Source organism: Allobosea sp. LjRoot9, from assembly GCF_964252745.1.
In the GTDB taxonomy this organism is placed as follows: domain Bacteria; phylum Pseudomonadota; class Alphaproteobacteria; order Rhizobiales; family Beijerinckiaceae; genus Allobosea.
On the sequence record NZ_CAXUPC020000001.1, the window covers coordinates 119710 to 139709 of the forward strand.

Below are 20000 nucleotides of genomic sequence, written 5' to 3' on the forward strand. Positions count from 1 at the left end.
CGATGACGCGACACGCATCGTTTCTCCGCTCCGGGCTCAAGCTTGCGGCCTGCCTCGGAATGACGGCGTGGTTCGGCGGAAAGTCAGCCGGCTTCGGCGGGCGGTTCGGAGGGCGGCGAAGACGGGGGAAGGGCTACTCTGTCGGGGCGAAGTCGGCTTTGGATGAAAAGCAGGCCGCCTTGCGCTTGAACTGCCGATGCGTCAGCCTGGCATGGGGTTCAAAACAAAATTCATGTGGGGCGCGCTACGTGGCAGGCGGTATCAGAGCGCGGGTTGGTGACCGCCCGCCTGTCCAGGTCGTGTCAAGATTTATCGCAGTTGTCTTTGGCCTGCTCGTAGCGTTTGGCGGCGGTGCCCTCGCGCAGTCCGACCTTGACCGCGTGGCGTCAGTACAGTCGGCGCTCGGTATCGAATTCCCCTACACTTTCGCTTTGGCGCGGACTCTGGGGCCCCATGTCGAAGCGCTTTTCCGTGAACCTTGCGACAGGGAGGCGGTTGTCGGACTTGCAGAGGGGTTGAAGCAGGCAGGATATCGCCGCGAGGCCGCCAAAGCCCTGATCCGCTTCTCGGACAATTGCGGGGGCCACCTCGACGGACTGCGCCGTGCCGCCAATCTGTTGCTCGACCTGTCGGACTGGGCTGCTGCAGCGGAGGTCGCCAGCAAGATCATCGAGGAGCAGCCCCATTCCGATAACGGCTACTATCTCCGTGCGCTGGCACGCGATCGAGCGGGCAAACCCAATGACGCCATCGATGACTATCTGACGGCCATTGCGCTGTTTGGAGACAAGGATCGCATTTCCTCGGCAGGGTATTTCGGCGTTTCGCGCGCTTACGAAAAAAGCGGGCAGTTCTGCGAGGCGATTGTTCCCATAGAGGCTTGGATTGCCCTGAACCCGGCGCGGAACGACAACAGCCGGACCCAGGCCATGATCGGCGCCTTGCACGCCAAGGGCCAATGCGCTGCGAAGGCCGTGGCGGTCGATGAGACGATCCCGATCACACGCAAGGGCCAGACCATAACTGTCCCGGCGACGATCAACGGCATTAAAGGGATGTTCTTGATCGATACGGGCGCGACCTTTGTATCCCTGAAGCAGAGCTTTGCCGACCGTGCAAAAATCGCTGTCGATATGACGAGCAAAGTTCAGATGCACACTGCAAATGGCATCGCCGAGGCAAGACGAGGACGCGCATCGCGGATCGAGCTTCGACGTGTGCAAGCGATGGATGTTCCGGTCATTGTCCAGAGCGATAGTCGCGGCACCTACGGCAACGGCATAGATGGACTTCTTGGAATGAGCTTCCTCTCGCGCTTTGATGTTGTCATCGACCAGCGGAACGTCCGGATCAAGCCGCGCGGGCGGAAGGACAAGCCATAGCAGATACAAGCCTGCCGGTGAGATGGAAGCATCTTTGCTCGTCGCATCAGCGCCAGGGAGGCGAACGGCGCATGTCCGAAATCCTGCCGGCAGTTCGCAGGCCAGCCGGACTATAGCGTCTGCCCGTTCTCGATACGCCAGACCTGACCGGTGACGGAGCTTGCTTGCAGCAGGTACAAGGTGAGTTCAGCGACCTCCTCCGGCGTCGATGTCCGTCCTAGCGGAAGATCGCCGGCCAGCGCCTGCATCTTGTCCTCGTGGCCTTGCCACCAGCGGGTCGCGACGGCGCCGGGCGCGATGCAGTTGACGCGCGTCGCCGGAGCCAGCGCGCGAGCGAGAGAACGGGTCATGCCGTGGACCGCTGCCTTCGATACGGCGTAGGGCAATGACGATCCATATCCGGTTTCGCCGGCGATACTGCCGATATTGACGATCGACGAGCCGGGACGCGCCTGCATGTGGCGGCTCGCCGCACGGCAGCAGTTGAATGTCCCTTTGACGTTCACCGCGAGAAGCTCGTCCCAGATCGCATCGGTCGCTGCATCGAGGTCTGCGAATGGAAGTTGATGCGTGATACCGGCATTGTTGACGAGATAGTCGATTCCACCGAATTCGCCGGCGATGGTCTCGATCGCGGCAGTGATGGGGCGTTCGTCCCGGATATCGGCCCGCACTGCGGTTGCGGTCCCGCCAGCATCGCGGATTGATCGGACCGTCTCGTCTGCCTCGAAGAGACTGCGCGAATAGACGATCGCCACCGCTGCGCCTTGTCCTGCGAGCGCCTGAGCGGTGGCGCGCCCGATACCCGTGCCGCCGCCGGTGACGATTGCAATCTTGCCCGCGAATGAAGTCATGGAAAACCTCTGGTTTGGATATAGGAGGGTTACCACGATGGTTTTGGCGCATATGCTGGCAGCGGGTCGCTAGAGAAAGAACCACAGGTGTGCAATGGATCGTCTGACCAGCATGCGGACCTTCGTGAACGCGGTTGATCTCGGTAGTTTCCGCGGAGCTGCGGAGGCGGGCCGAATCTCCGCAACCATGGTCGCCAAGCACATCTCCGACCTCGAGCAGCATTTCGGCGGGCAGTTGCTCGTCAAGACGACGCGCCGGCAGGGTCTGACACTGCTGGGCGAGGCTTTCTACGAACGTTGCCTGCGCATAATCGACGAGGTCGCTCAGGCTGACGCGCTGGCGGAACATATGCTCCAACAGCCGAAGGGGATGCTGCGCGTCACGGCCCCGCCGACTTTCGGCAATCTCGTGCTCTCACCTCTGATCGTCGATTTTCTCCAGCGCTATCGCGATATCTCAATCGACCTCGTCCTGACCGATCGAAAGGTCGATTTCATCGAGGAGGGCTTCGAGATTGGCTTCCGCATCGGCTCGATCGACGACGACGCGCTCGTCGCCCGCCGCCTCCCACCATATGGATTGAAGCTGGCGGCCAGCCCGATCTATGTCGCCGCCGCAGGGATCCCGCTCGTGCCGGAGGATCTCGCGGCTCACGAGATCATCGGCTTTCGTCAGTGGGAGGCGCGTCGTTTCTGGCGGCTGCAACGCGGTGGGGAAGCCATCGAGATCGCGGTGCAACCCCGTCTTCTGGTGAACGACGCGGAAGCTGCGAGGCGGGCGGCCGTCGGCGGGTTCGGCATCGTGCTCCATTCGGCGCAGATGCTTGCGGATGATCTGGATACCGGCCGGCTCGTCGAAGTGCTGCCGGAATTCACCCCGCCATCGCAGCCGGTCAACATGCTCTATGTGTCCGATCGTCGTCGGCCCGAGAAGGTCTTGAGCTTCATCCGCTTTGTGCTCGCGCGCCTTGCGACAGGGGCTGGCGGACGGCAGACATGAGCGCGCATCGGCTCACGCGGCGGACCGGCGTGTGCCGAGGGCGTGCAGAAATTCCGAAGTAACAAGCAAGCCGCAGGCGGGCCTTACTCCATCACCGCCGCCTTGAGGATGCACACCATCAGCGCCGAGCCGGACTGGTCGCCGACGCAGCGGACGATGTGGCGCCGGTCGCAGCGATAGCGCAGCGTGTCGCCGGCCTTGGCGCGCTGGATGATGTCGCCGACCTCGACCTCGAACTCGCCCGACGTGACGGAGAGCGATTCGATCGAGCCGCGCTGATGGCCTTCCGAGTCGAGCTCGCCGCCCGGCTCGGCCTGGATCTCGTACCATTGCAGCCATTCGACGGTCTTGATCCAGCCGATGATGGCGAGCCTGAGCTTGCCGTCCTCCGAGACCAGGATCGGCGTGTCGCTGCGGCTGGTCTTGTCGATGAAAGGCTCTTCCTCGCCGCTGGAGAGCACGCGCTCGATCGAGATGTCGAGCGCCTGCGACAGCCGCCAGATCGTCGCCAGCGTCGGGTTGGTCTCGTTGCGCTCGATCTGGCTGATGATGGACTTCGCCACGCCCGATTGCTCGGCGAGTTCCGAAAGCGAGAGATTATAGGCCTTGCGCAGGCGCTGAATCGTCTTTCCGAGTTGCCCGGAGACGATCTGGGCCCCGGATTCAAGCTCCCGGCCCCCGCGCTCCTTGGTCTCGATACCCATGCGTTTTGACCGTCTTACCTGTCTGTCGTTTGCGGAGGCGAACGATTGTTTGTCTAAGCGGACAATGCCCGTTCCTGACGCAAGCGGCAAGTTCCTGATGCAAGCGGCAAGCCGAAGCTCGCGGTTGCGCCGGCCTCAAGTCGTGCGCGTCGACCCGACTTCGCGCTGCTCGCGCCTGAGCAGGCCGAGCTGCTGTTCGCGCAGGATGACATAGATGCCGGAGGTGATGACGATCGTCGCGCCGATCAGCACGGCGGTCGCCGGCCATTCGCCGAAGATGAACCAGCCGATCGCGACGGCCCAGAGCATGGTCGAGTATTCGAAGGGCGCGATCAGCGAGGCGTCGCCATAGCGATAGGCCTGGACAAGGAAGATCTGGCCGAGGCCGCCGAGAATGCCGATCGCCAGCATCATCGCCGCATCCTGCAGGTTCGGCATGTGCCAGCCGAACATCGCTGTGGAGAGCCCGAGCGCGCTGGTCATCAGCATGAAATAGAACACGATCGCACCGGTGCCCTCGCTGCGGGTCAATTGCCGGACCTCGATCGAGGCGAAGGCCGAGCAGCAGGCGCCGGCGAGGCCGATCGCCGCGCCGAAGGCCGGCCCGGGAGCAAGCCCCTTGCCGACGCCGCTGATATAGGGCGAGAGCATGATCAGCACACCGGCGAAGCCGATCGTGACCGCGCTCCAGCGATAGATCCGCACGCGCTCCTTCAGGATGACGGCGGCCAGCACGACGACGGCAAGCGGGGCGGCATAGCCGATCGCGATCGAATCGGAGAGAGGCAGGAACTGCAGCGAGGCGAAGCCGCAGAACATGCCAGTCGAGCCGATGACGCCGCGCTTGAGATGGCCGCGCAGATTGCTGGTTCTCAGCGAGGCGACGACGCCGCCCTGCCAGGCGAGCCAGATGAGCAGGGGAATCAGGGCGAAGAAGGATCGCACAAAGACGATTTCGCCCGTCGGGTAGCGACCTGCGATCGATTTCACGCCCGCCGCCATCAAGGTGAAGACCAAGGCCGAGAAGAGCTTCAGGCAAATGCCAAGGAGAGGTGACAACGGACCGGCGCGGAGGGAGGGCAGGGAGGAGGGTCTTGTAGAAGACCGCTCCCCTTAGACCATGTCCAGCCCAGGCTTCAAAGCGTCAACTCTGCAACCCTGCTAGGCGGCGAGTGGGATTCTCCATGGCCGCGGGCATGATGGATTTACGAAACCCCCAGGCGCTTCAGGCTTTGCCGCGCATAGAAGCCAGCGAAGAAGAAGGTGACGATCCAGCTGACCACGAAGGATATCGCCGCCATGCCCAAAAAGGCGACTGGCGCGGAAATACCGCTCCTTGCCGCCTGGGCGAGCATGGCCTTGATCGGGTTTGTCCCGCCAAGCAGGGCGTCGACGCCGTAGAGAAACGCAACTCCCAGGCAGAGATTGAGCACGACCACGGCAATGCCGATCCAGGCCGCGAAGAGCGCCCGCTCGCCCATGGTGAAAACGCGCTGATGGTCTTTCACGAAGCTTTGCACGGGGGCGGTGAGCGCTGCGATCAGAATGATGATGCCCATCGAAGAGGGCAGATCAAAATTCAGCAGGCTCGAAGCCGCGACCGAAATGACGATGCAAAGCAAGTATATGCCGCCGAATGCGATCGCATATTTGAGCATTTTCCAGTCTCCGCAGATGTTCGTTCCGGCCATTTTCCCGGGCGGCCGATAGCGAGCCGCCCAAGCGGCGTCTACGACCATGTCTTGTCTGACGCTGGTGTCCTGGCCTGATGGCTGCTGGTCGGCGGCCATCCTCGTCTCGACGATCGGAGGATGGCCGGGCGGGGCTCAGAAACTCCCCCTGAACACGCCTCCGTCGATCAGCAGGTTCTGGCCGGTGATGTAGCCGGCATGCTGGCTGGCGAGGAAAGCGCAGACATTGCCGAATTCCTCGGCCGTGCCGAAGCGCCTGGCCGGGATCTCGGCCTTGCGGGCGGCGGCGAAGTCCTCCGGCGTCATGCTCTTGATGGCAGCCATTCGCGCCGTTCCGCTCTTGAGCCGGTCGGTGTCGAAGGATCCGGGCAGGACGTTGTTGATGGTGACGTTGGCATGCGCCACCTCGCGCGCCACACCGGAGAGGAAGGCCGTCAGCCCCGCGCGCGCCGCCGAGGAGACGTCAAGCCCGGTCAGCGGCGTCAGCACGCTTGCCGAGGTGATGTTGACGATGCGGCCGAAGCGCCGCGCGATCATGCCGTCGACGACGCGCTGAACCAGCTCCAGCGGCGTCGCCATGTTCTGGATGACGCCTTCGAGCAGCGCTTCGCGAGACACATCGCGAAACGGTTTCGGCGGAGGCCCGCCATTGTTGTTGATCAGGATGTCGGGCTCGGGCGCCGCCGCGAGCAAGGCGTCCTGCCCAGCGCGTGTCGACACGTCAGCCACCACGGCGATGACCGTCGCGCCGGTGCTGGCACGAATCTGGCTCGCGGTGGCTTCGAGCGTGGCCGCGTCGCGGCCATTGACCACGACAATGCAACCAGCCTCGGCGAGCGCTTGCGCGCAGCCGCGGCCAAGACCCTTGCTGGAGGCGCAGACGATGGCCGTGCGGCCGGAAATCCCAAGATCCATAATTTTTCTCCGGAAACTAGTTGCCTCGAAAGCGAGCCAGAGCACGGATCGCTGGTTCCGTCATCAAAGCGCAACGCAAATCAGCCAAACGCCGACAGCATCGCAACGGAACAGGCAAGCGGGCATGAGCGACGATGACGAGGCTAAGCAGGTTCGCAGCATCTTCATCTCCGATCTGCATCTGGGCACGCGCGGCGCACAGGCCGATCTCGTGCTGGAATTCCTGCGCGCCTATGACGCGCCGCAGATCTATCTGGTCGGCGACATCATCGATGGCTGGCGGCTGAAGAGCGGCTGGTATTTCCCGCAGGCGCATAACGACGTCGTCCAGAAGCTGCTGCGCAAGGTGCGCAAGGGCTCGAAGCTGATCTACGTCACCGGCAACCACGATGATTTCCTGCGGGACTTCGCCGGCTTGCAGTTCGGCGGCATCACGCTGGTCGACGAGATCATCCACGAGACCGCCGACGGCAAGCGCCTGCTCGTGATCCATGGCGATCTGTTCGATCTCGTCGTGCGCAACGCCAAATGGCTCGCGCTGATGGGCGACTGGGCCTACACGGTCGCGCTCGCCTGCAACACCGTCGTCAACAAGGTGCGCCGCCGGCTGCACCTGCCGCATTGGTCGCTCTCGGCCTGGGCCAAGCTCAAGGTCAAGAACGCGGTCAACTATATCGGCGAGTTCGAGACCTGCCTGGCTGCCGAGGCGCGCAGGCACCATGCCGACGGCGTGATCTGCGGGCATATCCACCACGCCGCGCATCGCGAGATCGAGGGCCTGACCTATATCAACACCGGCGATTGGGTCGAAAGCTGTACCGCCTTCGTCGAGCATCATGACGGGCGCTTCGAGATGATCCGCTGGCCGCAATACCGGCTGAAGGGCGAGGCGCCGGTGCCGGTCGTCGTCAAGGCGCGCCCGGAGCCGGCCGCCGCGCTCGTCGAGGCGGCGTGATGCGCCTGCTGATCGCGACGGATGCCTGGCGGCCCCAGATCAACGGGGTGGTCAGGTCGCTGGAGCGGATGTTCGAGGCGGCCCCGGCCTTCGGGGTGACGCCGCAGGTGCTGACGCCGGAAGGTTTTCGGCAGATCGGCTTGCCGACCTATCCCGATATCAGGATCGCGCTGGCGACGCGCCGGGCGGTTGCAGCGCGGATCGCCGAGTTCAAGCCGGACCATATCCACATCGCCACGGAAGGGCCGATCGGCTGGCTGACGCGTGCCGTCTGCCTGGCTCAGAAGCGGCCCTTCACGACGAGCTATCACACGCGCTTTCCGCAATATGTCGCGGCGCGCTGGCCCATTCCCGAGAGCTGGAGCTACCGCTTCCTGCGTCGGTTCCATGGCCCGGCCGAGGCGATCATGGTGTCGACGGCGTCGGTCGAGGCCGAGCTCAGGCAGCATGGCTTCGAGAAGATCGTGCGCTGGGGGCGCGGCGTCGATCTCGGGCTGTTCCATCCGCGCCCGGTGAGCGTACTCGATTTGCCTCGGCCGATCTTCCTCAGCGTCGGGCGCGTCGCCGTCGAGAAGAACCTCGAGGCCTTCCTCTCGCTGCGCTTGCCCGGCAGCAAGGTGGTGATCGGCGATGGGCCGGCGCGGGCCGATCTGCAGCGCGCTTATCCGGACGCGCATTTCCTCGGCACGCGCGAAGGCGAGGATCTGGCCTCGATCTATGCCTCCTCCGACGTCTTCGTGTTTCCGAGCCTGACCGACACCTTCGGCATCGTGCTGCTCGAGGCGGCGGCCAGCGGCCTTCCGGTCGCTGCCTTCCCGGTTCAGGGGCCGAGCGATGTCTTCGCCGGCAGCGGGGCTGCCGTGCTGGGCGAGGATTTGCGGGCGGCGGCGCTGGCGGCGCTGCGCATCCCGCGTGAGATCTGCCTGGAGCTCGCCTCGCATTATAGCTGGCGCCGCAGTGCCGAGCAGTTCTACGGCCATATCCAGCGGGTGGCGCAGCCGTCGGGGCAGGCGCTGCGCAACGAGCCGCCCTGCGCGCCCCTGCAGAGCGTCACAACCTTCGTGAGCGCGCGTCCCGCGGAAGGGCCTGTGCCGGAGCGTCTGCGGGCTTGAGTTCGGTGCGGAACTGATCGCGCCGCTCATGGATCGAGGCGATGACGAGGCCCATCGGCACGCCGAGCCCGACCAAAGCCGCCTCCGAGAGCTGCAGACTCGCTTCGATCGTCTCTGGAACCGCATCGTTGACGCCGATCTGGTAGAGATGGCGGGCATGGCTGGCGTCGCGGGCGCGGGCGACGATCACCAGATCGGGCCTGAGCGTGCGCGCGGCCAGCACGGTCGCATCGACGGCGCGCGGATTGTCGATGGTCACGATCAGCGCTGTCGCCTCGTCGAGGCCGCTGAGGCGCAGGAAGTCCAGATTCGCCGCATCGCCGTAGAAGACGGGCCGGCCGGCCCGGCGCTGGGTCGCGACCAGCGCAGGGTCGAAATCGATCGCGATATAGGGCTTGCCGTGCTCGTCCAGCATTGCGCCGACGAGCCGGCCGACGCGGCCGCAGCCGACGACGATGGCGCGCGCCGAATGATCATCCGGCGGCAGCACCTTGGCCTCTTCGGGCAGGGTCGAGGGCACGGCCAGTCGCTGCGACAAGGCCCGGGCCAGCCGGGCCAGGAGCGGCAGCACGACCATGGTCAGGGAGACCGCCGCCAGCACGAGGCTCTCGGCATTCTGCGAGAGCAGCTTGGCCGAGACCGCGCCGCCGAACAGCACGAAGGCGAACTCGCCGCCGGGCCCGATCATGATCGCGGTTTCAAGCGCGGTCGCGCGTGACAGCCTGAACCGGCGCGCCAGCGCGAAGACGAGCAGGGATTTCGCCGCGAACAGGCCGATCGCGATGCCCAGGATGGCGAAGGGGTGGGCAGCGAGATCGGCCGGGTTCACGCCCATGCCGACGGTGAGGAAGAACACGCCGATCAGCAGTGATTTGAACGGCTCGATCGTGACCTCGATGGCGCGGCGATATTCCGTCTCGGCCAGGAGCAGGCCGGCAATGAAAGCGCCCAGCCCCATCGACAGGCCGGCGGCTGCGGCGATCAGGCCGGTTCCGAGCGCAATCAGCAATGTCGCCGCCATGAAGCTCTCCGACGAATCGGTCGAAGCGACCAAGCGAAACAGCGGCCGCAGCGCCAGCCGGCCGATCACCACGATGGCGGCGATCGCCCCGAAAGCCTGGACCAGGGCCTGGGCGAGGCCCGCCAGCAGGGAGCCACCATCGGCCTGCGCGCCGAGTACGCTGACCAGGAAGAGCAGCGGGATGACGGCAATGTCCTGGCAGAGCAGGATGGCAAAGCTGGCGCGGCCGGCCGACGAGGTCATGCGGCGCTTGGCCGAGAGCAATTCGACGACCATGGCGGTCGACGACAAGGCGAGGCCGAAGCCGATGATGAGCGCGGCCGCCGCCGGTTGCCCCAGCCAATAGGCTATCGCGCCGATGACGCCGCCCGAGAGCGCGACCTGGCCTAGCCCGAGGCCGAAGACGAGCCGGCGCATGGTCATCAGGCGCTCGAAGGACAGCTCGAGCCCGATGACGAAGAGCAGGAAGGCGACACCGAGTTCGGCCGGCCCCGCCAGGGCTTCGGCCTTCGCCACGGTGATGCTGCTCAATAGCGGGACCGAGGAGGCGAGCCCGCCGAGACCGAAAGGCCCCAGCAGCGCGCCGCAGGCCATGAAGGCGACGACCGAATTGACCTTGAAGCGCTTGGCGAAGGGCACGATGACGCCGGCCGTGGCGAGCACGACGATGGCGTCCTTATAGACGGAAGGGTCGACAGTTCCGGCCACGTCAGTCCTTGCGAGTCGGCGGTGAGAAGAGGCCTGGGAGCTTGCGGGTTACGCGACGGCAATACAACCGGCGGAGGCCCGCGATCATGCCGGAACCAGAGGCTGTTAGGGACTATGGGGGTGATTTGACGCTGGCGATTTTGCGCGAATGTCAGAAGTTCGAGGACGCAAACCTTCCGGTTTGCTACGAAGAACGACGCCGCAGTCGCGCAAAAGCGCCGCGCCCTGCGGGTGAGGTGAAAACGGCGGAGCTGCAGCGTCGCATCGCTTGCCGATACCAACGGTATCGCCTGCGCAATGCTCCTCCCATCTCCGTCGTTTTGACCTCATCAAATCATCTCCATAGTCCCTAACAGCCTCTACCCTTTGCGCATGCGGCTTTACGCCTCGTGGTTCGGGCACGACTTCACGGCAAGCGGGTTTCCGGTTTCGACGATCCTGGGCTAGCGTCCTCAGCATCTTTCAAAGGGACCGACGATGCGTTTTGCAGGCACCGAGAATTACGTTGCGACCGAGGATCTGACGGTTGCCGTCAATGCTGCGATCCGGCTGGAGCGGCCGCTGCTGGTCAAGGGCGAACCCGGCACGGGCAAGACGGTGCTGGCGGAGGAGATCGCTGCGGCACTGGGTGCGCCGCTGATCACCTGGCACATCAAATCGACCACCAAGGCGCAGCAGGGGCTCTACGAATACGATGCCGTCAGCCGGTTACGCGACAGCCAGCTCGGCGATGCGCGCGTCTCCGACATCGCCAACTACATCAAGCGCGGCAAGCTCTGGGAGGCCTTCGTCTCGGCTGAGCGGCCGGTGCTGCTGATCGACGAGATCGACAAGGCCGATATCGAGTTCCCCAACGATCTGCTGCTCGAGCTCGATCGCATGGAGTTCCATGTCTACGAGACCGGCGAGACGATCAAGGCGGCGCGGCGGCCGGTGATGATCATCACCTCCAACAACGAAAAGGAATTGCCCGACGCCTTCCTGCGGCGCTGCTTTTTCCATTACATCCGCTTCCCCGACGCCGAGACGATGCAGGCAATCGTCGAGGTGCATTTCCCCGGCATCAAGAAGCGGTTGATGGAGGAGGCGCTGAAGCTGTTCTTCGAGGTGCGCGAGGTTCCCGGCATCAAGAAGAAGCCTTCGACCTCGGAACTGCTCGACTGGCTCAAGCTTCTGCTCGCCGACGAGATGACGCCCGAGATGCTGCGCGAGCGCGACCCGCGCAAGCTGATCCCACCACTGCATGGCGCGCTGCTCAAGAACGAGCAGGACGTCTCGCTGTTCGAGAAGCTCGCCTTCATGACGCGCCGGGAGAGCCGCTGAGGCGCTGGCCGGTGGGCGTATCGCAAGGCGGGATAGCGTCTGCGAGATCGACCTTGGGGTCGACGGCACGGACAGCCTCGCGCAGGTCGAGATCGCGCGTCACCACGATATAGTCCTGCGTCTCCGACGTCTTCAGATAGCTCGTCATCGGGATCGGCTTGCCGCTGAGATCACCGAGGCGGCAGGCCTTGTCCGCGCCGAGCGAGAGGCTGCCGCGATTGCCGCTCTGGCCGGAGCCGAGCAGCTGCTCTTCGCGAAAGGCGGAGAGCCTTGCCGCATCGTTGGCGCTGAGGCGGAACACGGTCAGGCGCCGGCCAGGCGAGACCATCACCGGCAGGGCGGCGAGTTCGATCGCGTCGCGCACCTCTTCGAGCACGACCTTGCGCTCATGGCGTCCGCCTTCCCTGGGCTCGACGACGATCGTCATGGTGACGCCGCCGGGCAAGGTGCGGATATCGGCCGGCAGGCTGAGGCCGGCGCGCAGATCGGCCAGCCTGGTGCTGCGGATATCGACCCGCGAGAGCTTCGGCAGGGAGGTGAGCGGAACATGGCCGCAGGCACCGGCAAGAGCGGCAGTGATCAGGGACGCAAACAGGAAAGGGCGCATCGCGGCTCTCATTGGTTGTCTGGGCAATAGGGTCTGGACATTCAAAAATTCATCTATTAGTTTAATTTTGTCAATCAGGGGACGAATTAAATGATGATTTCAGTGACCCCGGCGGGCGCCGGCGCGAGCTTGCTCCGGCTGCGGCGTATCAGCGTCGTGGCGCGGTTCTTCAGCTATGCGGCGGCGGCGCTGATGGCGTTCGGCATGGTCTGGCTGTGGCGCGATCCCGAAGGCCTCGCGAGCTATGCACGCGGCACAATCGGGCTGGGCGGCGGCCCGATCGCGCCTTCGGTGCGTGGCTACTGGACGGCGTTGGGGCTCGGCACGGTGCCGGCCGGCCTGTTCATCGCCGCCATGCTCAGCCTTGCCGCCTTGTTCCGGCGTTTCGGCAGGGGGCTTGTGCTGGAGGAGGAGAATGCGCGGCGGCTCGGCCGGGTCGGCTGGCTTTTCGTCGGGCTCGGCCTTGCCACGCCCGTCGCGCGCGCCCTGCAGAGCGTGGCGCTGACCTTCGACAATCCGGCCGGCCAGAAACAGCTCGCGATCACGCTCGATCCCGGGACATTCGGAGCGCTGGCGGCCGGGGCGACCCTGGTCGCCTTCGGGTTGGTGCTCAAGGAGGCGGTGCGGCTCGCGGACGAGAATCAGAGTTTCGTGTAGGACGGACGTGATGCCGATCGTCGTCGAACTTGATGTCATGCTGGCGCGCCGCAAGATGCGCTCGAAGGAACTCGCCCAGCGCATCGGCCTGACCGAGCAGCAGGTTTCGCAACTGAAGTCCGGCAAGGTCCGCGGCATGCGCTTCGACACGCTGATGCGCATCTGCAGCGTGCTCGAGTGCCAGCCGGGCGATCTCCTGCGCTACGAGCCCGGCGAGGACGATCTCGCGCCCGACGGCATCGGTTCGGAAGCCTGACGGGTCAGCCGAGCCCCAGCAACGGCCGTGCCCGCAGAGCCGCGACAAGCGCGATCGTGGTGACGGCGGCATAGGCGGTCGAGACGACGCCGAGCACTACGAGACCGGCTCTGGCCTGCTTCGTTGCCAGCCAGAGCAGCAAGCCGATCGCAGGAATGATCTGCAGGGCGTGCAGGCCAAGGAAATGGGCGACGCGCAGATCGCCGATCGCCAGCGACCAGCCGAAGAGCGGCAAGGTCGGGTGCGGGGCTGGTTGCGCGCCGACATAGTGACCGGTGGCACTCGAGCCGAGGAGAGCGCCACTCAGCAGGCCGAAGACGCAGGTGAGGGCGAGGCCGGCGACGAGCGACCAGCGCAGGACCTCGGGTATCGGCGCGGCGTCACGGCGAGCGAGTCCATAGGCAAGGAAGCCGGGCGCGACCGTGAACATCACCGCGCCGACGCCCATCAGCGTGTAGAGCGCTGCGCCGAGCGTGCTGTCGCTGTTGTAGTGCGAGGCTTCCACACGCGAGGCGCGCCAGGCGATGTAGAGCACTTCGAGGATGATCGGCACGATCACCGGCCAGACGATGTAGCGCCCGGCCCATGTGGTACGGAAGCGTTCGCTCGCGAGCGGCAAGAACAGCGCCAGCGTCAGCAGATAGAAGGCAACCGAGATCTCGAATTTTAGCGGCTTGATCCAGGTATCGACGCCTTGGAATTGCCTGATGTCGATCAGCCAGGCGAAGACGGTCGGCACGGCCAGGGCAAGCATGGCGAAGGCGGCGGTGGTGAGGCGTGGCTCGAGTTCGAGATCGGGCAGCCAAGCCGGACGGCGGGCCTGGAGACGGGCGATCCGGTCCTCGCGCGCCAGGCGAAAGCATGCCTCCAGTAGCAGAAATGCGAGGTAGCCGATCGGCCCGAACAGGAAGGTCATGAGCAGCACAGGCAGCATCAGCAGATGCGGGATCGCCGCTTCCTGCGCCCTGCGCAGGATCCAGTTGCCGAGGAAGAGGTCGAAGGCGAGATAGTGCAGCCAGCCGGCGAGCAGCAGCGGCCTGGCGGCGAAAAGCCCGGCGACGCCGTCCAATGAGGAGAAATCCCCCTTCGCCTCGCTCCAGAACACGGCGATCAGCACGAAATAGCCGAGCGACAGCATAGCTGGAATCACGGTGCCGGCGAGGATCGCCGAGAGGCCGCGCCAGCGCGGCAACAGGAGAAGGGTGAGCCAGCCCAGGATCGCCAGGCGGGAACCCAGCATGAAGGCGTCGTCGAGCGTCACCGGCAGCATCATGCCCTCCATCTGAACGCTGTTAAGTTGCGGTGCCCTAGTAAATCGCTATCTTGACGTCGTCAAGATTGATTTTGACGATGTTTAGATCGCGGGCCGGACATGACGAAGATCGAGGCTGGCTCCGCTCGCGGCGGCTATCACCATGGCGACCTCAGGCAGGCGATGATCACGGCTGCCGAAGCTGTTCTGGCCGAGAAGGGCCTAGCCGGGTTCACGCTGCGCGAATGCGCGCGCCGGGCGGGAGTCTCACCGGCCGCGCCGGCGCATCATTTCGGCAATCTCACCGGCTTGCTGACGGCAATCGCGACGCTGGGCTTCGATGGCCTGTCCGACGCGATGGAAGCGGCGGCCGAGGCGGCTTCGCACCGCGCGAACGGCAACAGGATGGCGGCGATCTGTGACGCCTATCTCGCGACCGCGCTCGACAAGCCAGGGCGGTTTCGCGTCGTCTTCGGTCAGATGGGGCTGAATTGGGAGGAGCCAGATTTCAAGCGCGCGTCCGGCCGCGCCTTCGGCATCCTGGTGCGCGAAACGCGCTGCGAACTGGGCCGCGAGAGCGGAGACGATCTGCTCACGCGCCATCCGCCGAGTTTCGCCGGCGAGCCCGATCTCGCGGCTATCCTGTTCGTCTGGTCGGTGACGCATGGCTTCACCACGCTCCTGATCGACGGCCAGCTCGATTTCCTGGCTGAGGAGGGAGGCCGCGAGGTGCTGCTCGGGCTCTATTCGCGGCAGCTCGTGGCGATCCTGATCGCGGCGTTGCGGACGCTCGATCTGCCGCCGCCGGAAGCTCTCGCAAAACCGCCGGGGGATAGTTAGGTTCGACACATGCGACGCCTCATGCTCTTGCGACACGCCAAGTCGAACTGGCCCACCGGGGTAGCTGATCGCGAGCGGCCGCTCGCGACACGCGGACGCGAGGCGGCACCGGTGATGGGGCGCTATCTCGCTGAGGAGTTGCTGCTGCCCGACCTCGTGCTGATCTCGCCGGCGCGGCGCACGCTCGAGACCTGGGACCTGGTCAAGGCGATGCTGCCGGAGAAGCCGCCGAGCCATGTCGAGCCGCGCATCTACGAGGCCAAGATGGAACGCCTGCTGCATACCACGCAGGAGGTCGATCCCGGGGTCCGCACGCTGCTGATGATCGGCCACAATCCCGGTTTCGAGGAGCTGGCCGCGCTGCTGACCGGCCATGGCGACCGCTACGCCTCGGCGCGGATGAGCCAGAAATATCCGACCTGCGGGCTCGCCGTGCTCGATTTCACGATCGAGGACTGGCGCGATCTCAGCCCGCGCGGCGGCCGGCTCGACCGTTTCGTCACGCCAGCTTCCCTGGGCGAAGGGCCTGACGAGTGAGCGATGGCTCGATCCATCCACCGGGGCGGCCGTCTGACGTGACCATCCGCGTCGGCGCATGAGCCAGCCCTCCTATCTCGACGAGGCCCGCAACGCCGCACTTGCCTTCGGCGACAGCCTGCTTGGCCTGGCGCGGCCGCGCCTGCGGTTGGGCGTCACCGGCCTGTCGCGCTCGGGCAAGACCGTCTTCACCACGGCGTTGATCCAGAACCTGATCGAGGGTGCGAAGCTGCCGGTGCTGAAAGCCGCGACTGAGGGGCGGGTCGCGCGGGTCAGGCTGGTGCCGCAGCCCGATCCCGATATTCCGCGCTTTCCCTATGAGGCGCATCGCGCCGCGCTGAACGGCCCCGAACGGCGCTGGCCCGATTCGACACGGCGGATCTCCGAACTGCGTGTCGAGATCGACTATGAGCGCGCGGCCGGCTGGTTCAAGGGACCGGCGACGCTGACGCTCGATATCGTCGACTATCCCGGCGAATGGCTGCTCGATCTCGCCTTGATGGGCCAGGACTACAAGGCCTGGTCGGCCCAGGCCGTGGCCGATGCGCGCAAGCCGCATCGCCGTACCGTCGCCTCAGGCTGGCTTGCAGATCTCGGCGGGCGCGATCCGGCGGGGCCGGCCGATGAGCTCGCGGCGGAAGCGGCGAGCATCGTCTTCAAGACCTATCTCGCGGCGTTGCGGGCCGATCCCGAGGCCGTCGCGGTGACGCCGCCGGGGCGCTTCCTGATGCCGGGCGATCTCGAGGGCTCGCCGGCGCTGACCTTCGCGCCGCTCGACCTCGGGCATGATACCGAGCCTTTGCCCGGCACGTTGGCCGGGCTGATGGCAGAGCGCTTCGAGGCCTATAAGCGCGTCGTCGTGGCGCCGTTCTTCCGCGATCATTTTGCCCGTCTCGACCGGCAGATCGTGCTGGTCGATGCGCTGGCGGCGCTCGATGCCGGCGCGCCGGCCCTGGCCGACCTGGAGACGGCGCTGGGACAGGCGCTGGCGGCCTTCCAGGTCGGCCGCAATTCCTGGCTGTCGAGCTGGTTCGCGCCCCGGATCGAGCGGGTGCTCTTCGCTGCGACCAAGGCGGACCATATCCACCATGCCAGCCATGACCGTTTGGCGGCGGTGATGTCGCATCTCGTGGCGCGAGCGGCCTCCCGGGCGCAAGGGGCGGGTGCGCGGGTGGAATCGATGGCGCTTGCCGCCGTGCGCGCGACGCGCGAGGTCCGGATCAAGGAAGGGCGCGACGAATTGCCCGCGATCGCCGGCGTGCCGGAGGCTGGCGAGGAGATCGCCGGGGAGATCTTCGACGGTGTGGCGGAGGCGGCGATCTTTCCGGGCGAGTTGCCGGAGCGCCCCGAGGCGATCTTCGATCCTCAGGCGCGCTGGCAGATTCGCGCGCCGCGCTTCAGGCCGCCTTTGGTCGCGCCCGATGCCGGCGGGCGGACCCGACCGCCGCCGCAGATCCGGCTCGACCGGGCACTTGAGTTCCTGATCGGGGACAAGCTCGCATGAAGGAGGCCAGACCGATGGAGCTTCTGTCATGACGGGCAAGGCCCCGCGCGCGGTACGGCTGGATCCGCAACCGTTGGAGGATGCTGGCGACCGGGCTATCCGGGAAACCAATATCGCTATCCTGCCCGAAAGCGAGCTGTTCGATGCCGGCGAGCCGGCCGCCGCTCACGTGGCGCGGCGGCGTTTCTCCTGGGGGACCGTATTCGTCGCCGGCTTGTCGGGCTTCCTGACGCTCGCGGTCGGCGTCTGGGTGGAGAACACCGTCACCGCGCTGATGACGCAGAATCCGGTGCTCGGCTATGCGGCGCTGGTTTGCGCCGGTTTCGCCGCGCTTGCGCTGCTGGTGATGCTGGCCCGCGTCCTGCGCGACATCCTGCGCGAGCGCAAGGTCGAGGCGCTGCGCCTGCGCGCGACGGCTCTTCTCACTGGCGGCAGCACTGACGAGGCCAAGGCGATCGCCGGCGAGCTCAAGGCACTTTACGCCTCGCGCCCCGAAACGGCCAAGGGCCGTGCCGCGCTCGACGAGGCGCTGCCGCAGCTCTTCGCGGCACGCGACGTGCTGGCCATTGCCGAACGCAGCCTGATGGCGCCGCTCGACAGCGCCGCCCAGGCGCAGATCGCGCAGGCCGCGCGGCGTGTTTCGCTGGTCACGGCGGTGAGTCCGCGCGCGCTGGTCGATATCGTCTTCGTGCTCGTCGCCTGCGCAAGGCTGCTGCGCGCGATCGCCGGCATCTATGCCGGCAGGCCGGGCGCGCTCGGCCTGTTGCGATTGGCGCGGCAGGTGCTGGGCCATCTCGTGGTCACCGGCGGCATCGCGGCCGGCGATGCGGTGATCCAGCAAATGGTGGGGCAGGGGCTTGCGGCCAGGCTCTCCGCCAAGCTGGGCGAGGGCGTGCTGAACGGGCTTTTGACCGCCCGCATCGGGTTGGCGGCACTGGCGGTCTGCCGGCCGCTGCCTTTCGTCGAGGCGCGGCCGCCGTCCCTATCGGATGTCGCCGGCGATCTGTCGGGCTGGCGCGGCACTGGAGCCGAGGGCTGAGCCGGGTCTGAGAGCTGAGTCCACCCCGGCAAACTTTGCCGGGGTGTGGCGGTTTTGCCCGGTCGAAACCGCCGCGCTACGCTTTGGAAACCATCCAAGCCTTTGACGAATAAGGCCCAAACGCATGGCACAGGCCATGCAGATCAAGCCTCAATGTTGTGGGGCGCCCATCGTGCGCCAGTCGAGGTGAGGTTGCCATGGGTGTTTTCAGTGCGTTGACGACGGCGGTGTCGGGTCTTCAGGCGCAGTCCTACGCGCTGGAAAACATTTCCGGCAACATCGCCAACTCGCGGACGGCCGGGTTCAAGCGCGTCGATACGACCTTCTCCGACCTGATCCCCGATTCGGCGCTGAACCGCCAGATTTCGGGTTCGGTGGCGGCCTACAGCCAGGCGACCACGACGATCCAGGGTGATCTTTCGGCGACCAAGATCGACACCAATGCGGCGATCAACGGCGACGGCTTCTTCGTCGTCGACCAGCGCCAGAGCGGGCTTGGCGCCAACACGACCTTCACGAACTCCAGTCTCTATACGCGTCGCGGCGATTTCGATTTCGACGCCAATGGCTATCTCGTCAATGGTGCCGGCTACTTCCTGAAGGGCCAGAAGATCGACACGGTCACGGGGCAGGTGATCGGCAGCCAGCCCGAAGTGCTGCGCATCACGCAGGAGCAATATCCGGCGAAAGCGACGACCTCGATCGAGTACCGCGCCAATATCCCGGCCTATCCGGCTACGACGCTCTCCGACAAGACCGTCGTGGGCTCCGAATTGCTTCAGCCGGCGGCCTCATACACTGCCGGATCGGATCCGCATTCGACGACCTCAGGCGGCAACGGCGTCGTCATCGGCACCGACCTGACAAACTTCCTGGCCCAGTCGATCCCTGGCGGCTCGGCAACGGTCTACGACTCGCTGGGCAAGGCGACCAGCGTCGAGCTGCGCTGGGCCAAGGTATCCAATGTGTCCGCGGGCCCGCCGGCCGTCGCCGACACCTGGAACCTGTTCGTGGCGGAGAACACCAGCGCCACGGGCGCGACGGTGGCCTATCGCAATGCCAACCAGGACATCACCTTCGACAGCACCGGCCAGTTGACGGCGCCTGCGAGCGGCAACATCGCACTGCCGACCATGACGATCGCTGGCACCACGATCACCGGTATCAGTCTGACGACGGGCGGCAACGGCCTGACCCAGAATGGCGATGTCAGCGGCCAGATCGACGCCCGCAGCATCCGGCAGGACGGCTACACGGCCGGCACGCTCGATCGTGTCGCGATCTCTGCTTCGGGGCAGGTCGTCGGCACCTTCAGCAATGGTCAGGTCAAGGCGCTGGCGCAGATTGCAACCGCTCGCTTCAACGCAGGCAACGCGCTGAAGCGGCTGGATGGCGGCGCCTTCGAGGAGACGATCGAGTCCGGCGCGCCGATCGTCGGGCTGGGCACCTCGCAGCTCATCGGCGGCAATGTCGAGCAGTCGAACACCGATATCGCCGACGAATTCTCGAAGATGATCGTCACCCAACAGGCCTATTCGGCCAACACCAAGGTGATCACCACGGCGCAGGACATGCTGCGCGACGTGTTCGCCATCATCCGCTGAATTCTCGCAGGAGTTGGCGCGGCCCAGAAGGGCCGCGGG

At 65.6% G+C, this 20000-nt stretch carries 20 protein-coding genes; 12 read left to right on the top strand and 8 right to left on the bottom strand.

Annotated features, from left to right (window positions below):
* The first annotated feature begins 2 nt into the window (after positions 1–2).
* Positions 3–1382 carry a retroviral-like aspartic protease family protein gene (locus ACSQ3P_RS00545; protein WP_436163766.1) on the top strand — a complete coding sequence of 460 codons (1380 nt, stop codon included), beginning with the start codon at positions 3–5 and terminating at the stop codon, positions 1380–1382.
* 110 nt (positions 1383–1492) lie between these two features.
* Here ACSQ3P_RS00545 and ACSQ3P_RS00550 read toward each other — a convergent pair whose 3' ends face one another.
* A complete protein-coding gene (locus ACSQ3P_RS00550) occupies positions 1493–2236 on the bottom strand; it encodes an SDR family NAD(P)-dependent oxidoreductase (RefSeq protein WP_436163767.1) in 744 nt (247 codons plus the stop codon).
* Between the two features lie 112 nt (positions 2237–2348).
* On the opposite strand from ACSQ3P_RS00550, the gene ACSQ3P_RS00555 reads away from it, so the two are divergent.
* Positions 2349–3236, top strand: coding sequence for a LysR substrate-binding domain-containing protein (locus ACSQ3P_RS00555; protein WP_436163768.1), 888 nt, complete (start codon positions 2349–2351; stop codon positions 3234–3236).
* 83 nt (positions 3237–3319) lie between these two features.
* Here the strand turns inward: ACSQ3P_RS00555 and ACSQ3P_RS00560 are convergent, their stop codons facing one another.
* The 4 genes from ACSQ3P_RS00560 to ACSQ3P_RS00575 all read right to left on the bottom strand — a co-directional run bounded on the left by ACSQ3P_RS00560 (position 3320) and on the right by ACSQ3P_RS00575 (position 6546).
* Positions 3320–3940, bottom strand: coding sequence for a helix-turn-helix domain-containing protein (locus ACSQ3P_RS00560; protein ID WP_436163769.1), 621 nt, complete (start codon positions 3938–3940; stop codon positions 3320–3322).
* A 135-nt stretch (positions 3941–4075) separates the two neighbouring features.
* Positions 4076–4999 (bottom strand): DMT family transporter, encoded by a 924-nt coding sequence (locus ACSQ3P_RS00565; protein WP_069692389.1) that lies wholly within the window; start codon positions 4997–4999, stop codon positions 4076–4078.
* Between the two features lie 146 nt (positions 5000–5145).
* Positions 5146–5730: an ABZJ_00895 family protein gene (locus ACSQ3P_RS00570; RefSeq protein WP_436163770.1), complete on the bottom strand. Its 585-nt coding sequence runs from the start codon at positions 5728–5730 to the stop codon at positions 5146–5148.
* 36 nt (positions 5731–5766) lie between these two features.
* The gene (locus ACSQ3P_RS00575; protein WP_310156861.1) at positions 5767–6546 is read right to left on the bottom strand and encodes an SDR family oxidoreductase; all 780 of its coding nucleotides are present in this window, start codon (positions 6544–6546) and stop codon (positions 5767–5769) included.
* A gap of 124 nt (positions 6547–6670) precedes the next feature.
* On the opposite strand from ACSQ3P_RS00575, the gene ACSQ3P_RS00580 reads away from it, so the two are divergent.
* The gene (locus ACSQ3P_RS00580) at positions 6671–7501 is read left to right on the top strand and encodes a UDP-2,3-diacylglucosamine diphosphatase (protein ID WP_436163771.1); all 831 of its coding nucleotides are present in this window, start codon (positions 6671–6673) and stop codon (positions 7499–7501) included.
* A complete protein-coding gene (locus ACSQ3P_RS00585; protein WP_436163772.1) occupies positions 7501–8613 on the top strand; it encodes a glycosyltransferase family 4 protein in 1113 nt (370 codons plus the stop codon). Before ACSQ3P_RS00580 ends, ACSQ3P_RS00585 begins: the two co-directional genes overlap by 1 nt.
* Here the strand turns inward: ACSQ3P_RS00585 and ACSQ3P_RS00590 are convergent.
* Complete coding sequence (locus ACSQ3P_RS00590; RefSeq protein ID WP_436163773.1) at positions 8552–10342, bottom strand: cation:proton antiporter domain-containing protein; 1791 nt, start codon at positions 10340–10342, stop codon at positions 8552–8554. The genes ACSQ3P_RS00585 and ACSQ3P_RS00590 overlap by 62 nt on opposite strands.
* A 477-nt stretch (positions 10343–10819) precedes the next feature.
* Here ACSQ3P_RS00590 and ACSQ3P_RS00595 point away from each other — a divergent pair, with 477 nt between their 5' ends.
* The gene (locus ACSQ3P_RS00595) at positions 10820–11665 is read left to right on the top strand and encodes an AAA family ATPase (RefSeq protein WP_069692384.1); all 846 of its coding nucleotides are present in this window, start codon (positions 10820–10822) and stop codon (positions 11663–11665) included.
* Here the strand turns inward: ACSQ3P_RS00595 and ACSQ3P_RS00600 are convergent.
* A complete protein-coding gene (locus ACSQ3P_RS00600; protein ID WP_436163774.1) occupies positions 11640–12272 on the bottom strand; it encodes a hypothetical protein in 633 nt (210 codons plus the stop codon). The genes ACSQ3P_RS00595 and ACSQ3P_RS00600 overlap by 26 nt on opposite strands.
* Positions 12273–12362: 90 nt before the next feature.
* Here ACSQ3P_RS00600 and ACSQ3P_RS00605 point away from each other — a divergent pair, with 90 nt between their 5' ends.
* The gene (locus ACSQ3P_RS00605) at positions 12363–12929 is read left to right on the top strand and encodes a DUF2975 domain-containing protein (RefSeq protein WP_436163775.1); all 567 of its coding nucleotides are present in this window, start codon (positions 12363–12365) and stop codon (positions 12927–12929) included.
* A gap of 10 nt (positions 12930–12939) precedes the next feature.
* Positions 12940–13185, top strand: coding sequence for a helix-turn-helix domain-containing protein (locus ACSQ3P_RS00610; protein WP_436163776.1), 246 nt, complete (start codon positions 12940–12942; stop codon positions 13183–13185).
* Positions 13186–13189: 4 nt separating this feature from the next.
* Here the strand turns inward: ACSQ3P_RS00610 and ACSQ3P_RS00615 are convergent, their stop codons facing one another.
* A complete protein-coding gene (locus ACSQ3P_RS00615; protein ID WP_436163777.1) occupies positions 13190–14455 on the bottom strand; it encodes an ABA4-like family protein in 1266 nt (421 codons plus the stop codon).
* A gap of 102 nt (positions 14456–14557) precedes the next feature.
* On the opposite strand from ACSQ3P_RS00615, the gene ACSQ3P_RS00620 reads away from it, so the two are divergent.
* From ACSQ3P_RS00620 to ACSQ3P_RS00640, 5 genes are all read left to right on the top strand, one after another.
* Positions 14558–15277: a TetR/AcrR family transcriptional regulator gene (locus tag ACSQ3P_RS00620; RefSeq protein WP_436163778.1), complete on the top strand. Its 720-nt coding sequence runs from the start codon at positions 14558–14560 to the stop codon at positions 15275–15277.
* Positions 15278–15286: 9 nt separating this feature from the next.
* Positions 15287–15814, top strand: coding sequence for a SixA phosphatase family protein (locus ACSQ3P_RS00625; RefSeq protein ID WP_436163779.1), 528 nt, complete (start codon positions 15287–15289; stop codon positions 15812–15814).
* A gap of 58 nt (positions 15815–15872) precedes the next feature.
* Positions 15873–17318 carry a YcjX family protein gene (locus tag ACSQ3P_RS00630; protein WP_436163780.1) on the top strand — a complete coding sequence of 482 codons (1446 nt, stop codon included), beginning with the start codon at positions 15873–15875 and terminating at the stop codon, positions 17316–17318.
* 28 nt (positions 17319–17346) lie between these two features.
* Positions 17347–18357, top strand: a complete 1011-nt coding sequence (locus ACSQ3P_RS00635) for a YcjF family protein (RefSeq protein WP_436163781.1) — start codon at positions 17347–17349, stop codon at positions 18355–18357.
* Positions 18358–18554: 197 nt separating this feature from the next.
* The gene (locus ACSQ3P_RS00640; protein ID WP_436163782.1) at positions 18555–19961 is read left to right on the top strand and encodes a flagellar hook protein FlgE; all 1407 of its coding nucleotides are present in this window, start codon (positions 18555–18557) and stop codon (positions 19959–19961) included.
* Positions 19962–20000 lie beyond the last annotated feature (39 nt).

What these genes read in the sequence shown, in the direction of transcription:
- ACSQ3P_RS00545 (WP_436163766.1), top strand. Translation starts at nt 3, where the DNA reads ATGACGCGACACGCATCGTTTCTCCGCTCCGGGCTCAAGCTTGCGGCC.
- ACSQ3P_RS00550 (WP_436163767.1), bottom strand. Translation starts at nt 2,236, where the DNA reads ATGACTTCATTCGCGGGCAAGATTGCAATCGTCACCGGCGGCGGCACG.
- ACSQ3P_RS00555 (WP_436163768.1), top strand. Translation starts at nt 2,349, where the DNA reads ATGCGGACCTTCGTGAACGCGGTTGATCTCGGTAGTTTCCGCGGAGCT.
- ACSQ3P_RS00560 (WP_436163769.1), bottom strand. Translation starts at nt 3,940, where the DNA reads ATGGGTATCGAGACCAAGGAGCGCGGGGGCCGGGAGCTTGAATCCGGG.
- ACSQ3P_RS00570 (WP_436163770.1), bottom strand. Translation starts at nt 5,730, where the DNA reads ATGGCCGCCGACCAGCAGCCATCAGGCCAGGACACCAGCGTCAGACAA.
- ACSQ3P_RS00575 (WP_310156861.1), bottom strand. Translation starts at nt 6,546, where the DNA reads ATGGATCTTGGGATTTCCGGCCGCACGGCCATCGTCTGCGCCTCCAGC.
- ACSQ3P_RS00580 (WP_436163771.1), top strand. Translation starts at nt 6,671, where the DNA reads ATGAGCGACGATGACGAGGCTAAGCAGGTTCGCAGCATCTTCATCTCC.
- ACSQ3P_RS00585 (WP_436163772.1), top strand. Translation starts at nt 7,501, where the DNA reads ATGCGCCTGCTGATCGCGACGGATGCCTGGCGGCCCCAGATCAACGGG.
- ACSQ3P_RS00595 (WP_069692384.1), top strand. Translation starts at nt 10,820, where the DNA reads ATGCGTTTTGCAGGCACCGAGAATTACGTTGCGACCGAGGATCTGACG.
- ACSQ3P_RS00600 (WP_436163774.1), bottom strand. Translation starts at nt 12,272, where the DNA reads ATGCGCCCTTTCCTGTTTGCGTCCCTGATCACTGCCGCTCTTGCCGGT.
- ACSQ3P_RS00605 (WP_436163775.1), top strand. Translation starts at nt 12,363, where the DNA reads ATGATGATTTCAGTGACCCCGGCGGGCGCCGGCGCGAGCTTGCTCCGG.
- ACSQ3P_RS00610 (WP_436163776.1), top strand. Translation starts at nt 12,940, where the DNA reads ATGCCGATCGTCGTCGAACTTGATGTCATGCTGGCGCGCCGCAAGATG.
- ACSQ3P_RS00615 (WP_436163777.1), bottom strand. Translation starts at nt 14,455, where the DNA reads ATGCTGCCGGTGACGCTCGACGACGCCTTCATGCTGGGTTCCCGCCTG.
- ACSQ3P_RS00620 (WP_436163778.1), top strand. Translation starts at nt 14,558, where the DNA reads ATGACGAAGATCGAGGCTGGCTCCGCTCGCGGCGGCTATCACCATGGC.
- ACSQ3P_RS00625 (WP_436163779.1), top strand. Translation starts at nt 15,287, where the DNA reads ATGCGACGCCTCATGCTCTTGCGACACGCCAAGTCGAACTGGCCCACC.
- ACSQ3P_RS00630 (WP_436163780.1), top strand. Translation starts at nt 15,873, where the DNA reads ATGAGCCAGCCCTCCTATCTCGACGAGGCCCGCAACGCCGCACTTGCC.
- ACSQ3P_RS00635 (WP_436163781.1), top strand. Translation starts at nt 17,347, where the DNA reads ATGACGGGCAAGGCCCCGCGCGCGGTACGGCTGGATCCGCAACCGTTG.
- ACSQ3P_RS00640 (WP_436163782.1), top strand. Translation starts at nt 18,555, where the DNA reads ATGGGTGTTTTCAGTGCGTTGACGACGGCGGTGTCGGGTCTTCAGGCG.